This window comes from Flavobacterium sp. B114r (genome assembly GCF_056824125.1).
In genome coordinates, this window is record NZ_CP124858.1 from 5,052,697 (window position 1) to 5,067,130 (window position 14,434).

General features: G+C 32.9%; 18 protein-coding genes and 1 other RNA gene. 5 read left to right on the top strand and 14 right to left on the bottom strand.

Features of this window, described 5'->3' with window-relative positions; all coding sequences use genetic code 11:
• The first annotated feature begins 177 nt into the window (after window positions 1–177).
• Window positions 178–396 carry a hypothetical protein gene (locus QLQ94_RS21075; RefSeq protein ID WP_271337594.1) on the top strand — a complete coding sequence of 73 codons (219 nt, stop codon included), beginning with the start codon at window positions 178–180 and terminating at the stop codon, window positions 394–396.
• A gap of 4 nt (window positions 397–400) precedes the next feature.
• Here the strand turns inward: QLQ94_RS21075 and QLQ94_RS21080 are convergent, their stop codons facing one another.
• Window positions 401–1,324 carry a ketopantoate reductase family protein gene (locus QLQ94_RS21080; protein WP_482498425.1) on the bottom strand — a complete coding sequence of 308 codons (924 nt, stop codon included), beginning with the start codon at window positions 1,322–1,324 and terminating at the stop codon, window positions 401–403.
• Window positions 1,325–1,558: 234 nt separating this feature from the next.
• An RNA gene (gene rnpB, locus QLQ94_RS21085) (RNase P RNA component class A) lies at window positions 1,559–1,876 on the bottom strand.
• 124 nt (window positions 1,877–2,000) lie between these two features.
• Between rnpB and QLQ94_RS21090 the strand changes: the two genes are divergently transcribed.
• On the top strand, window positions 2,001–2,294 hold the full coding sequence (locus QLQ94_RS21090; RefSeq protein WP_271337596.1) for an SH3 domain-containing protein: 294 nt from the start codon (window positions 2,001–2,003) through the stop codon (window positions 2,292–2,294).
• 652 nt (window positions 2,295–2,946) lie between these two features.
• On the opposite strand, the gene QLQ94_RS21095 is transcribed toward QLQ94_RS21090, so the two are convergent.
• From QLQ94_RS21095 to QLQ94_RS21110, 4 genes are all read right to left on the bottom strand, one after another.
• Window positions 2,947–3,318 carry a LysM peptidoglycan-binding domain-containing protein gene (locus tag QLQ94_RS21095; RefSeq protein WP_271337597.1) on the bottom strand — a complete coding sequence of 124 codons (372 nt, stop codon included), beginning with the start codon at window positions 3,316–3,318 and terminating at the stop codon, window positions 2,947–2,949.
• Between the two features lie 7 nt (window positions 3,319–3,325).
• Entirely contained in the window at window positions 3,326–3,802 is a 477-nt protein-coding gene (locus QLQ94_RS21100; RefSeq protein WP_271337598.1) for a BON domain-containing protein, read from the bottom strand.
• A gap of 123 nt (window positions 3,803–3,925) precedes the next feature.
• A complete protein-coding gene (locus tag QLQ94_RS21105; protein ID WP_482498428.1) occupies window positions 3,926–4,375 on the bottom strand; it encodes a nuclear transport factor 2 family protein in 450 nt (149 codons plus the stop codon).
• Window positions 4,376–4,434: 59 nt separating this feature from the next.
• Window positions 4,435–4,860, bottom strand: coding sequence for a hypothetical protein (locus QLQ94_RS21110; RefSeq protein WP_482498430.1), 426 nt, complete (start codon window positions 4,858–4,860; stop codon window positions 4,435–4,437).
• A gap of 248 nt (window positions 4,861–5,108) precedes the next feature.
• Here QLQ94_RS21110 and dnaX point away from each other — a divergent pair, with 248 nt between their 5' ends.
• Window positions 5,109–6,194, top strand: a complete 1,086-nt coding sequence (dnaX, locus tag QLQ94_RS21115) for a DNA polymerase III subunit gamma/tau (protein ID WP_271337601.1) — start codon at window positions 5,109–5,111, stop codon at window positions 6,192–6,194.
• A 28-nt stretch (window positions 6,195–6,222) separates the two neighbouring features.
• On the opposite strand, the gene QLQ94_RS21120 is transcribed toward dnaX, so the two are convergent.
• On the bottom strand, window positions 6,223–6,396 hold the full coding sequence (locus tag QLQ94_RS21120) for a hypothetical protein (RefSeq protein WP_271337602.1): 174 nt from the start codon (window positions 6,394–6,396) through the stop codon (window positions 6,223–6,225).
• A gap of 52 nt (window positions 6,397–6,448) precedes the next feature.
• On the opposite strand from QLQ94_RS21120, the gene QLQ94_RS21125 reads away from it, so the two are divergent.
• Window positions 6,449–6,823: a DNA polymerase III gene (locus QLQ94_RS21125; protein WP_271337603.1), complete on the top strand. Its 375-nt coding sequence runs from the start codon at window positions 6,449–6,451 to the stop codon at window positions 6,821–6,823.
• 73 nt (window positions 6,824–6,896) lie between these two features.
• Here the strand turns inward: QLQ94_RS21125 and QLQ94_RS21130 are convergent, their stop codons facing one another.
• The 7 genes from QLQ94_RS21130 to QLQ94_RS21160 form a co-directional block, all read right to left on the bottom strand.
• Window positions 6,897–7,475 (bottom strand): NAD(P)H-dependent oxidoreductase, encoded by a 579-nt coding sequence (locus QLQ94_RS21130; RefSeq protein ID WP_271337604.1) that lies wholly within the window; start codon window positions 7,473–7,475, stop codon window positions 6,897–6,899.
• Between the two features lie 3 nt (window positions 7,476–7,478).
• The gene (locus QLQ94_RS21135; protein ID WP_271337605.1) at window positions 7,479–8,510 is read right to left on the bottom strand and encodes a saccharopine dehydrogenase family protein; all 1,032 of its coding nucleotides are present in this window, start codon (window positions 8,508–8,510) and stop codon (window positions 7,479–7,481) included.
• Window positions 8,511–8,572: 62 nt separating this feature from the next.
• Complete coding sequence (locus QLQ94_RS21140) at window positions 8,573–9,133, bottom strand: Crp/Fnr family transcriptional regulator (protein ID WP_482498433.1); 561 nt, start codon at window positions 9,131–9,133, stop codon at window positions 8,573–8,575.
• A 17-nt stretch (window positions 9,134–9,150) separates the two neighbouring features.
• Entirely contained in the window at window positions 9,151–9,732 is a 582-nt protein-coding gene (locus tag QLQ94_RS21145; protein ID WP_482498434.1) for a TMEM175 family protein, read from the bottom strand.
• Window positions 9,733–9,881: 149 nt separating this feature from the next.
• Window positions 9,882–10,772, bottom strand: coding sequence for a Ppx/GppA phosphatase family protein (locus tag QLQ94_RS21150; RefSeq protein WP_072964926.1), 891 nt, complete (start codon window positions 10,770–10,772; stop codon window positions 9,882–9,884).
• 40 nt (window positions 10,773–10,812) lie between these two features.
• Complete coding sequence (gene ppk1, locus QLQ94_RS21155) at window positions 10,813–12,888, bottom strand: polyphosphate kinase 1 (protein WP_271337609.1); 2,076 nt, start codon at window positions 12,886–12,888, stop codon at window positions 10,813–10,815.
• Window positions 12,889–12,894: 6 nt separating this feature from the next.
• Entirely contained in the window at window positions 12,895–13,380 is a 486-nt protein-coding gene (locus QLQ94_RS21160) for a SixA phosphatase family protein (protein WP_271337610.1), read from the bottom strand.
• A 500-nt stretch (window positions 13,381–13,880) separates the two neighbouring features.
• On the opposite strand from QLQ94_RS21160, the gene QLQ94_RS21165 reads away from it, so the two are divergent.
• Entirely contained in the window at window positions 13,881–14,432 is a 552-nt protein-coding gene (locus QLQ94_RS21165) for a hypothetical protein (protein ID WP_482498436.1), read from the top strand.
• Window positions 14,433–14,434: the final 2 nt, after the last annotated feature.

The following is a 14,434-nucleotide window of genomic DNA, read 5'->3' on the forward strand; positions in this document are numbered from 1 at the left end:
AAATAAGATTAAAACAATACAAACAAATTAAAAACAAAATATTTTCTTACAACAAAAATGTTTCGATAATTATAGGTCAATCAAAGGTTATTAAGATTTAGAATTCGAGACTGTAAATGATATAAGTTTTAGAATCAATTATATAACGTTATTCACAAACCGCGTAATACATTTGTAATGAAACATTTAAATCCAAACATCATGAACCTAAAAAGATTTTTCGGTGGGTTACTTACGATCCTCGGAATAGTTGGTTTGATTTACACTGCTGTTATATTCGCAGGTACTTCAGGCGAAACACGAGACATTAAATCATTAATTATTTACGGTATACTTGGTATTGTATTTTTCATGTCCGGGATTAGCTTAGTTCGCGCTACAAAAGATGAAGCATAGACTTCTAAGACAAGAATAATACATTACTTATTTTTTCATATAGAGGAGTTTTAACGCCATATTTCGCAGCTTCGTTCACTACAAATTTTGTAAGCGAATTTGCTTCTATTTTATTACCTGCTAAATAATCTCTATGCATAGATGAAGTCGCTTCTTTAGGCGATTTCTCTAGTTTTATGATAGTCTGATTTACAATATCGTCAGGTAATTTTAAACCTTTTGCTTTAGTAACAGATTCGATTTCCTTTAGTAATTCTACATATAATGCTTTTGAATCCGGATTATCTAAAATTTCGCCAATATTCTGATTCAAATAAGAAGTCACCGTAGCCAGAGCCGAAATAAAAATAAATTTCTCCCAAACGGTCTCTTCGATATTATCAACCAGATAACTTTCAATATTAGCTTTATGAAAAATACTTTGAAGCTGATTTAGTTTAGAAACTGAAGCTGTTTTTGAGCCAAAAAATAACTTTTCATAAAAACCAATTTTCCGAATTGTTCCGGGTGAAAAAATCATTGAAATAATATAAACACAACCTTGCAAAACCTCATTGTCAGGAAATAATTTCTGAATACGTTCCGGTGCATCAACACCATTATATAACGGAAGAATTATAGTTTTTGGAGAAATACATTGCTGCAATGAAAGCAAACTTTCCTCAATATCATAGGTTTTGGTAGCGCAGATCAAATAATCTAACACACCAATTTCGTTCGGATTGTTCGAAACCATTTTTGGATAAACAATTGTCTCAGAATCATCAGTAATAATTTTCAAGCCATTTTCGGCAATTGCTTTTTGGGTTTCACCGCGTGCAATAAAAATTACTTCGACATCATCAGATTTATAATATTCTTTGGCTAAAAGTCCGCCAAAATAACCACCAACTCCACCGAGTCCTAAAATTCCGATTCTTTTTTTCATAATCAATTATTAAAATAGTTTTTCATTGCCAATCTTTATCGAATTGCAACTGTGATTTCTTTCTCCGGTCGAAATCAAAAAAATGAGAGTACTATGTGAGAGAATCAGTTCAATCAGCGTTTTCGCGAAAGAGAATCCGTTTCATCGGCGTGCCATCACACAAAGCAATACATTCACAAATAGAGTTTTGATGGGTTATTCATGAAAATAGATTAGAGCGTTTCACAAATATAAAAAAAATGCAGACCTATAAGCCGGATTCTGTCTCTGATAAATCAGAGCCTTATCATTTATCTAGATCCCGCATTACTACGGGACTCAAGCTACCTACCCTTCAACAACGGACGAGAAGCCCTTAAATGCTGATATACTTGGTATTTCACCGCATAGAGTTTACCTGGTTTCACTACAGCATTACCTGTACATACTTTCTGTTGCACTTGTCCTTGCGCCATTTCTAACGCCGACGGGTATTACCCGCTATGCTTCTCTTTGGTGTCCGGACTTTCCTCCCTCCTAATAAATCAGGACGACGATAAGGCGGTCTGCGGCGCAAAAATAGGTATTTATACACTAACAATAATGATTTTAAATTTTAGTTTTTTGACTTAATTTCATAACAATTTAATTTTAAATTAGTTATCTTTAAAATCCATAATTTTAAAATTCAATTATCATGATTAGAATGTATCACTACGCAACTGTTTCAAAAGCTTTAGATCAATTGAATGAAAAAGGATTTACGTTTGATTTTAATTTAAACTCAGATATGATAAAAAAAAATCCTGAAAAATTTGAAATTGTTCATGTGTATCGATACGAGGGAAATTCAGACCCGGGCGATGAGGCAGTTGTATACGGAATTAAATCAACATCAGGCAAAAAAGGAGTTTACGTATCAGGTTTCTCTGCGGACTCAGATCAGGAAACTGCTAAGTTTTTAAGCGATTTGAGTATAAAGGGAAGGTAATTTTCAGGAGCTGTTCCCGCTGTACGCTATATCTTTTACTTGCTAAAGGAGCAAGCAAAAGGATGTCGCTACGATCAGGGCTATGGCTTTAGAATTCATAATAATATTTTGGTCTATTTTGTTATCCTGAACGAAGGATCACACTCATAACCTGACAAAGTAATTCCATAATCTTTGTCATAGCATGCGGATGACATGTGTTCGCTATTGCGAAAACGCGGATTAAAAATGGATTTTATTCTTTTTTAATTGTTCAAAATAAAGTTACCACAATCTTGTCATCCTGACCCAGGAAGGATCACACTAGTAATTCCGCAATCTTTGTCGAGCTTCTTGTGATCTTTCCTGCGTCAGGATGACAAATAGACGAAAATATTATTATGAAAATGATTGTCCCAGCCCCGGTAGAAGTGGAAATCCTTTTGTGTCCGCCGCGGCGGACACAAAAGATTGGAACGGATAGCGGGAATTAGCTCCTAAAAAAAAGATTAGGCTTTATAATAGAAATCGAATGAAAAAATGAGCATAAAAAATCCGTATAAATCAGCGTTTTCGCAATAGCGAATCCGTACCATCCGCGTGCTATCTCTCAACAATAAGCCATAAAAAAAGTCCATCATAAGACGGACTTTCAATAACAGCTCATAAATAATTATGCTGTTGGTATTTTTATTTTCCAACCCGGCTGAATCAGGCTCGGATTTTTAATAATATCTCTATTCGCTTCAAAAATCGCTTCCCAGGAAACACCATGTTCTTTCCCTATTTTAGATAATGAATCACCGCTGACAACTGTGTAATCAGTAGTTTTTCCTTCGGCAACAGTGATATTTATAACTGCATCAGCTGCTCTAAAATCAGGATCTATTTTTCCGTAGGCACTCCAGATTTTTTCTTTGTCATCTGCAGATTTTGCTGTACCATCAATATACAAAACATTATCTTGTTCTCTTACCTGCAAATTAGCTATCCCTAAATTAGTCGCCAAATCCGTTAACTCTTTGTATTTATCTTGTAAACTCATAACTTAATTATTTAATAGTTAACTTGTTTTCTACTTTTTTAGGTTTCAATTCCTGCACACTTTTAATCAAATTAGGCAATTGGTCTTTTTTGATATTCCCTGTAAGAGTTACAACTCCGTCTTTTACGGTAGCACTAACACCGTTGTACGTTTTCACTACTTCATTTACCGAAGTGTTTAAAACGCTATCAGGATTAATCTCTACAGGAGCAGGCGCAACAGTTTCCGGTGCAGCAATTTCGCAATTATTCACTACAGATTTAACTCCTTTAATTCCTTTAATAATACTTTCTGCATTTTGCTTGAAAGCATCATCTTTACAAATACCTGAAATAGTAGCAACACCATCTTTTACAGTAACTTCAACTCCTGGCAGAGCGCTCAGTTTTGCAGAAATTTCTTTTTGAATATCCGCATCTTTAGGACCACAAGCCACTAGTGCAAGAGCAAGGCTCAATCCTAGTAAAATAGATTTAATTTTCATATTAGATATTTTTTAATTAATTAAACATCTAAAGTTAATAAATTAATTATCAAGATTTTACATAATAATATTATAAAATTTATATTTTTTACAGTTTCTTAATTTCATCGTTTCAATTAAAACTTACTCGTGCTGCGTTACATCATTGCATTGCCAAAGGACATTTATTATTTTCCACTCCCCGTTAGTTTTTACAATGTGCATATAATCTATCCACGCATCAGCCAATAATTTTACTGAAGCCGTTCTTGCAGAAATATCTAACAGCTTCACTTCTTTTCTTGGTTTTTTAGGAAACTTGTCCCCTTTTGCATTATAAGTCTCAGCAAGAATAACCATGTTTTCTGCAAAGTATTCTGAGATAAAATCTTTTTGAGCAGCTTTACTTCTAAAAACCGATCTTTTTACCAATCGGGGATGTAAAGCACTTTCCATCAATTTAGGATTTGGTGTATGCTGCGCTTCAATGTATGCCAATGCCACACGTTTGATGTCAATAGTATCTTGAGCAGTTTGTGCCTGAAGCTGGAGAGAAGAGAATACAATTGTGGTTAGTAAAAGGTATATTTTCATATCATGCGGGGTTTATAAATGGAAATCTCAAATTAACTACTATTTTTAGTCACTATTTATTATACAACAGCTGGTTCTAAAATAAACAACAATGCTTCAATCTCGTGTATTGACATTTTTACTACTGATTCTATTTGAGCATTTTCAGAACTAATAACTAAAACGCCTTCATTATCTTCTTCATAACCAACTGATTTAAAAGAATAAGTTGGAGCTGAAATTACTAATTCTTTTTTACCGTCTTTAAACCATCCGTAGTTTGCTTCATAAACAACTTTGTTAGCTAATATTTCAATATTTTCTTCTCCATAAGTATTCCATAATGAAACCCTAAGCAGATAAAATCCCATTAACGAAAATAAGCCAATGCCAATAAAGTAACCGAATTGCAATCCGCTTCCCATCAACATTCCGACTATAGCTCCAAATACAGGAAAAACAAAAAATGCAAAAGCGAAAAAGAACATTACAATTCTAACTGCCAATGGCGATCTTTTAACCTTTAGATTTAAAATATTATTTTTAAAGTTATACTGGTTCATAAATTAAAATAGTTCTGTTTATATTTTTTATAAAAATACTTGTTTTTTTATTCCAAAGGCATTTAATTTTATCCTATTGGATCTCTTACTTTCTCATATTCAAACTACTCAAAATTCCTTCTAATATTTATGAATTTCAGATTTGTGAATTGGCAATTTTCAGCCTATATTTGCTATCGAATAAAAAGAATATGGAACAATTTGTAGTATCGGCCCGTAAGTATCGCCCACAAACGTTTAAGGATGTTGTAGGCCAGAAAGCTATTACCAATACTTTGCTGAATGCTATTGACAGCAATCACCTTGCTTCTGCCCTTTTATTTACAGGACCACGTGGAGTTGGTAAAACGACTTGCGCACGTATTTTGGCCCGTAAGATAAATCAGCCCGGATATGATGATCCTAACGAAGATTTTGCTTTTAATGTTTTTGAGTTAGATGCGGCTTCAAACAACTCGGTAGATGATATTCGAAGTCTGATTGATCAGGTTCGAATCCCGCCACAAACCGGACAATATAAAGTCTATATTATTGACGAGGTTCATATGTTGTCTTCGGCAGCTTTTAATGCGTTTTTGAAAACATTGGAAGAACCGCCAAAACATGCTATTTTTATTTTAGCTACAACAGAGAAACACAAGATTATTCCAACGATTTTATCTCGTTGCCAGATATTTGATTTCAAAAGAATTACTGTAAAAGATGCTAAAGAACATTTAGCAGAAGTTGCGAAAAGTCAGGGAATCAATTTTGAAGACGATGCTTTGCACATTATTGCTCAAAAGGCTGATGGCGCAATGCGTGATGCTTTATCAATTTTTGACCGTGTGGTTTCGTACTGTGGCACGAACTTAACGCGTCAGGCAGTAACCGAAAACCTGAACGTTTTAGATTATGAAACGTACATTACTATTACCGATTTACTTTTAGAAAATAAAATTCCGGATCTTTTATTGGCGTACAATGATATTCTTGCAAAAGGTTTTGACGGGCATCATTTTATTGCCGGTCTGGCTTCGCATTTCAGAGATTTATTGGTCAGCAAAACTCCTGCTACAATCGCTTTGCTTGAAGTGGGTGAACAGGCGCAACAAATGTACAATGTTCAGGCACAGAAATGCTCTCAGGAATTTTTATTGAAGGGAATAGAAATTGCAAATGACTGCGATTTAAAATATAAATTAAGTCAGAATCAACGTCTTTTGGTCGAATTATGTTTGATGCAATTGGCCTCTATCAGCTTTGATGGAGAAAAAAAAAAGTTGAGCAATTCATAATTCCTCCTACTTATTATAAGAATGGCGGTTATTCTATAGTTGAAGTTAAGACTCCAAAAGTTGAAACTGCAAATACAACTGCACCAGAAGTTGAAACTGCAAAAAATAAGGAAGTTGTTGAAGCTCCCAAAGCAGAAACACCAAAACCTGAAGTAAGCAGCGAACCTAAAATTTCTGCTTTTTCATTATCCAGTATTCGCAAGAAAAAAGAACTCGAAGCCAGCACCAGAGCTTATGTAAAACCAACTTCTGTAATGCCAACAGAAGACTTTACAGAGACTGAAATGTTAGTAGAATGGAACAAATATGCACAACGTCTGGGTGACAAAGGTTTTAAAATCATGGAGGCGTTATTATTAATTAACGACCCAACTCTGGATGGAACAAACATTACTCTTGAATTACCAAATGAAGGTTCTAAACTGGATTTCGAAAGCCAGATTAATGGTCTTTTAGGACATTTGAAAGGACATTTGCACAATCATAACATTACAATTCAAATTAATGTTAATGAAGCTATTGAAAGTAAAAGAAGTTTAAATGATCAGGATCGATACAATCGTTTGATAGAAATCAATCCAAATCTTGACCTTTTACGCTCTACATTTGGATTGGATTTAACTACTTAATCTTTTTTACAACTGCCTGATCGATATTTAACTAGCAAAGTAAGTACAACAATCAATGGCATATTTATTAATTTTACTTATTACTCAGTCCTAAATCAAAAACTTTTTTGAGCCATTTTGCTCTTTGTGTTTCATCAGCCATTTTTATAACACCAATATAAGTAACCTTCACAGGTTTTAATCCACAGAATTCCAGAGTAGATTTTTTCAATTGATTGACACTTGGCCTGCCAAAAAACAATCTGTAATACCAGCCTGGCTGATCTAATGTTGTAATAATATGAGCTGTTTTGCCCTTTAGCAATTTGTCCCACCAAACAGAATTTTCGCGGTATTGAAATGCCATTCCGGGTAAAAACAACCTATCTATAAATCCTTTAGTAATTGCAGGCAAACCTCCCCACCAAACAGGATGAATCCACACTAAATGATCCGCTCTCTTAATTTTCTCCCACGCATCTAACAAATCCGGTTCTAATTCTGTTCGTTTTTGATAACCAAATTGTAGATTCGGATTAAATTGCAATTCAGATATAGTTATGGTTTCTATCTGAGCTTTAGACTGAATTGCTCCTTTTTTATAACTATCAGTTAACGCAAAATTAAAGCTTGATGGATTTGGATGTCCGTTTATAATCAGTATTTTTTTCATGTCTTATTCGCTTATTTTAAGATTAATGGTACTATAACTATTTAAGGCTTCATAAATTTCTTGCGACGAATGCATTTGATGGCTAAAGTAAATCCCATCCGATAAAGTTTTACTCAACATCTTTTCGACATGTAAAACTGTAGAAAAAGCAGTCAATTCGGCTTGGCCTTTACTACTTTGCAAGCTAACTCTTTTTATTTTATCCAAAGTTTTAATGACTACTTCAAAAATGGTTTGATCGCCATTTCCGCTTGAGCCAAAAAGCAATTGCCTTTCTCTTAAAAACATGATATTAAAAATCTTAAGAGATTGAAAATAGCCCATTAAACTGGTTACAAACTTAGAATTATAGGTCATTTTAACTGAAACAGTTGCTATTTTTTCTATCTGGTTTAAAATAAATAAATCCGGAACATCGAGGTTATACACCTGACGTTTTCCAATTCCGAATGTGAAGTTAAATTTTTCGGAATCTAAAAAATGTTTGACATTTTGTGGTTTGTTATTTTTATAAACAACGAATGGTTTACATACATTTTCGGCTAAAAAATTAGCTGAACTTTTCCCTGCCAGATCTTTTACAGAATAATAAATATAAATATTTGCCTCCTGAATTTTATGCTTCTCCGGCTCTGTAAAATCAATCAAACTGCCTACAATACCTCCCATCCAACCAGAGCTAAAAACAATTCGGCTATTTATTTTCTGTCTGTTTGCTTTAGCTAAATTATAAGCAAGAGTCAAATCCGGAGTGGGTTTTGTAATATCGATATAATCTAATTTGCTTTTTATTGCAAACTCTAAAATCTCATTGTTACCATCTTTTGTACACAATACAATCAGGTCTATTTTATTATCTGTAATACAATCAAAAGTTGCCGGATTGTTAACATCAATAAGCAAATCATTGTTGGTCTTTCCTAATTTACGACTTCCAACAAACAGGTTAAAGTCAGGATTTCTTGTCTGAAGAATTCGCAATATGACTTTACCTACTAAACCGGTTCCTCCAATTACTAAAATATTTTTTCTCATTATTATATATTGTTTTCAGCAAAAATAATAATGAGATCTCTTTTGATAACCGGACAAATGTCCTATAAAATCGCTTTACGGATTCTGCTTAAATGCCTTGGCGTAACGCCTAAATACGAAGCTAAATATTGCAATGGAATGAGCTGAAGATATTTTTGATGGTTCTTATAAAGTTCTTCATAACGTTGTGTCCCGGATAATTTCTGAAAAGAAATCATTCTTTTTTGAAGAGCTACATATTCCATTTCAGTTAGCTTTCTCCCAATTCCCTGCCAATGAATACCTAATTTATAAAGTTTCCCCAGACTTTCACAGCTTATAACCTGTAACTCCGTATCAGCTAAAGCCTGAATGTTTTCTTCGGCTACATTTTGTGTTATGAAACTGGAGAATGAAGCCATAAATTCATTTTCGAAAGCAAAACAATTTGTGATTTCATCTCCCTGATGGTTGAAAAAATACGAACGCAAAATCCCTTTTTTGATAAAAAAGATTTCATTACAAACCTGATTTTCTTTTGATAATAATTCTCCTTTTTTAAGTTGTCGGAAAGTAATTAAATCATCTAAAAGATCTAATTCGTTTTGCGATAAATGTTGAATGGACTGAAAAACTGATTTCATTATATATTCAGAATAGATTAATTTTTAGAAGCAAAAACCTTTTCAATTCTTTTATCGGGAATAAGCCATAACAATGCTACTATGAAATAAGCAGCACCTGAAATCCATTCGCTGTAAAAGGAAAACACGATTCCTAAAATATACAAAACAGAAGATACATAACCTTTTAAATCTCTGCCAATCGCTTTTGCCAATACTGAATTTTCTCCTTCATTAACGATTATAATCCGTTGTAAAATAAAATAAGCAACTGAGGACAAAAACAATATAACCCCATACAAAGTCATCGAGGCTTTTGCAAAATTATGTTCTCCCATCCAGCCTGTTGCAAGGGGAATTAAGGATAACCAAAACAATAAATGCAAATTAGCCCAAAGGATTTTTCCATTTATTTTAGTCATTCCGTGAATTAGATAATGGTGATTGTTCCAGTAAATTCCAACATAAACAAAACTTAAAATGTAACTGAGAAACTTAGGTATAAGCGGTTTTAAATCGGCAAATTCATGTCCTTGAGGCACTTTAATTTCCAAAATCATAATCGTTATGATAATAGCTAAAACACCATCACTAAAAGCTTCGAGTCTTGTTTTGTTCATATATTATATTTTTTTTAGCAAATATTTTAAAAAAAAATGCCTCGAAGTTCACAAATTTTCGCGAATTTTTTATTCTTAATGATGAAATATTAATTCGTGCTAGTTCGTGAAATTCGTGGCAAAAAAATCTTTCTTTTATATCTTAAAAATTAAATTTTACCGTAATACATTGCTTTTACGATTCCGTCAGAAAGTCCAATTTTTGGAACGTAAATTTGGCGTGCACCACTCCATTTCATTGCATTGAGATAAATTCTTGTAGCATGGATAATAACGTCGGCACGATCTGAATTTAATCCCAATTCTGCAATCCTCTGTTCGTAAGTCAATGAATTTAAAAAAGCATATTGTGAATTGATATAAATATACGAAAGCGGCTTTTCCTGCTGCTTTCCTGACATTTTGAACAATTTATTGATGTTTCCGCCGGAACCAATCAATGTTACTTCTTCATAATCTGCCGTATTGGTTTTAATCCATTTTTCGATTTCATCCCAAACTACATCATGTACCATATTATTTAGCAAACGAACTGTTCCGGCTTTAAATGATCTGGAATTAATCAACTTACCGTCAGAAAACAAAGTAAACTCTGTACTTCCGCCGCCAACATCTACAAAAAGATAGGTTTCGTCTGTTTTTAATAAATGATGTAAATCAGTCGAAGCAATAATAGCAGCTTCTTTTTTACCATCGATAATTTCGATTTTTATGTCAGCTTTCTTCTTAATCAAAGCCACCACTTCTTTGGCATTATAAGCTTCACGCATTGCCGAAGTAGCAAATGCCATATAACGCTCTACTTTATGTACTTTCATCAAAAGATTAAATGCTTTCATTGCATCTACCATTCGATCTATATTTTCTTCTGAAATTTCTCCTACTGTAAAGGCATCTTGTCCCAAACGAATTGGCACACGAACAAGCGAACTCTTATTAAATTGAGGTTCTTTGCCTTCTTGTTCTACAACATTCGATATGAGAAGCCTCATGGCATTTGAACCAATATCTATTGCTGCAAGTTTCTTTATATTAATCATGCTCACTTATGATTTGAAAATTATTCTTTATTTTATTATTTTATTTCTGCGAAATTGCTTCTAACACTGAAACTTTATTTTGATAATATTTATAGGTTTCAAATTGAGCTCTAAATGGGGCATGATGATTTCGCGGTTTGTATTTGTTATCTAATTTATAGGAATGATACCTTACTTTAACATTTCCTTTCCAGGCAATATTAAAATTATCTATTAATTCTTTTTTTATTTCTAGATCATAAATTGGGCAGGTTACTTCGACTCTTCCATCAAGGTTTCGTGTCATAAAATCAGCTGACGAAATATATACTTCGGTCAAACCGGCATTTCCAAAAATATAAACTCTGGAATGCTCGAGGTAATTATCAACAATACTTATGGCTTCAATATTTTCGCTCATTCCCGGTATTCCAGGTATTAACGAACAAATTCCTCTTACCTGAAGCTGAATTTTCACTCCTGCATTACTGGCTTCGTATAATTTGTCGATCATTTTAAAATCTGACAAACTATTCATTTTAAGCTTTATATGCGTTTTTCTTCCGGCCAGCGCATGTAAAATTTCACGATCAATTAGTTTAATAAATTTTGTTCGTGTATAATGTGGCGATACAATTAAATGTTTGTATCTGTGTACTCTGTAATTGATATCAAAAAATTCGAAGATTTTAGAAATATCCTTCAAAATTCCCTGATGACAAGTAAATAGTGTTACATCTGTATAAATTTTCGCTGTCGATTCGTTAAAATTTCCTGTTGAAATAAATCCATATCGACGTGCTTTTCCTTCTTCAATTCTTTCTATGACACATATTTTACTGTGTACTTTTAAGCCTTTTATTCCAAAAATAAGATCAATACCTTCGGTTTGCATTTGTTCTGCATACGAGATATTCGATGCTTCATCAAAACGTGCCTGAAGTTCAATTTGAACGGTTACTTTTTTACCATTTTTTGCTGCATTAATCAACGAACTAATGATTTGCGAATTCTTTGCTAAACGGTATAAAGTGATTTTTATACTCATTACTTTAGGATCCAGTGCTGCTTCACGTAGAAACTTCGTTAAGTATGAAAAGGACTGATATGGTGCGTGTAATAAATAATCTTTTTTGCTGATTTTCTCGAGAATACTTCCTCCCAGACTTAAACCCGGAATTGGTAATGGTTCGTTTGGTTTATAAAGTAAATCGTATCTCCCAAGGTTTGGAAAGCTCATATAATCACGACGATTATGATATCTTCCGCCAGGAATAATACTATCTGTTTCTACAATTTTCATTTTATCCAAAAAGAAATGCAGTGTATCTTTTTCGATTAAATTATCGTAAATAAAACGTACCGGTTCTCCTATTCGCCTGTCTTTTACTGATGTTGCAATTTTTTCGAGCATACTTTTACTCAAATCACTATCAATATCTAACTGAGCGTCACGGGTAATTTTGATCATGTGTGCTGAAACACTTTTATAATCGAAAATATTAAATATATTTTTTAGATTATAACGTATAACATCGTCAATTAAAATGACATAATGTTTATCATCATGCGATGGAAGAACGACAAACCTATTTATCGTTTTTGGAATTTCGATAACTGCATAACGAACTTCGTCGTTTGTATTCATCTCTAAACGAACTGCCAAATAACCCAAAGTATCTTTTAGAATCGGAAATTCGGCTAAATCATTTAAGATAATCGTAACGAGTTCGGGACTTAATTTTTGAGCAAAAAAGTCTTTAAGAAAGATTTTCTGATCTTCGGTAATTTGATCTTCGTTTATGATAAAGATATTTTCGGCTTCTAACTCTGCTTCAATATTACCCAGAATACGTAAACTTTCTGATTGCTGCTGGATTACAATTTCGGTAATATCTTTAATTAACTGATGAGCAGAAACTCCTCCTAAGTATTTTTCGCCAGAAATTCCGGAAAGGCTCAATCTTCGAATTGCAGCGTAACGGACTCTAAAAAATTCATCTAAATTATTAGAAAAAATTCCAACAAAACGCAGTCTGTCTAAAAGCGGAACGGTGTTGTCTGCTGCTTCCTGAAGGACTCTCGCATTAAACGCTAACCAGCTTTTTTCTCTATCGATATATTTCTGTTCGTACACTATTCTTTATTTTAAATCTTTGGGGAAAATTGTTTTATGGGTTTTACCTTTATTTATAGTATTCCAACTTTCTGCATCAAATTGCAATGATACAAAGCCAGAAGTAGGAACATTTTCGATAAAAACATCCCCAAATTTATTAACAAAATTTGTAATAGCCTCGTTATGTCCGAAAAGAATAACGCTTTCGAAACTATTATCACATGATTTGATAATCTTTTCCAATTGTTTATCGTCAAAAGTATAAAGATCATCCTTATAAACTATACTTTCTATAGGATACGAAATGTTTTGTGCAAAAATTAATGCGGTTTCTGATGCCCGGGCGGCAGTACTACTCCACATTATATATGTTTTAGGAAGGAAATTTGAAATATTCGATGAAACTTCATGTGCATCTAATATTCCTTTTTTCATTAAAGGTCTATCAAAATCTTTAAGAGGTGCTTCCCAACTTGATTTAGCATGACGTATTAAAATTAAATTTTTCATAAGCGACAGGTTTAGAAACCTCTTAGGAGGTTAATCTTTTTTTATTGAACTTCTAATTTACAAAAGAAATATCAATCCCTCTCGTTTTTTTATTTCTGTTAACATTTAATACAAATTTTAACAAGAATAAACAATCTTCAAAAATGATAAAATCAATCACTCTAAAATTGGGCTGTTTTTACGACAAGTGTTCTTCATCTATTAAAATAAACACTTAGTCGATATTATATAAATTTGCAAAATTTTAACTAAATAGTTGATTATTAATCATTTAAACTGTTTCATATTTTAGATTTTTAGTCGAAAAAATAAAAATACAACGGTTTTTTATTTGTTAAAAATGACAAATAAAAATGCTTTTTTGGGCTTTCTATAACAAAAATTCTACACTTAAACGAGTTTTTAGGTTAGTTATGGACAAAAAAAATCAAAATTAATCACTGTCTATAACTTTGATTCTGTTAAAATTTGATAAACATCATAAACCAAAATACTAAGTTATGAGAACCAAAACTACTTTAGAAAAAGCATTGAAATTTGTTCATAATTGTAAGTTTATTTTTTCTTTTAAAAATAACATTTTTCAAAAAAACCTATTTGCAATAGTCTTTTGTTTAATCTCCAGCATTTCACTTGCTCAATCTGGTTCGTGCAACGGCACACTGGTTGTTGAAAATAATGGAAATACCAGAAGTACTCCGCCTGACGGAACTTACTACTCAATGGTACTCACCAACAACAGCTCTTCTACTGATACCTTCACCCTGAGTACTAAGAATATAAATACGTCGTGTACTAATCCTGATGAAACCAGTACAGCAGGTAATGTTACGATCAATAGTAATTTTATAGATTCTGAAAAAAATCCAGTTAACGAGATTACTGTGAACGCAGGACAATCTATTAATTTCTATATACACATTACAGTACCAGTTGGCACTTCGTTACAAAAATGGGCTTGTAATCAAATTACTGCAACTTCAACAAACTGTGCGGATTATTCTTTTAATACAGTTTTACACACTTACATCATTAACCCTGCTAATGATTAATC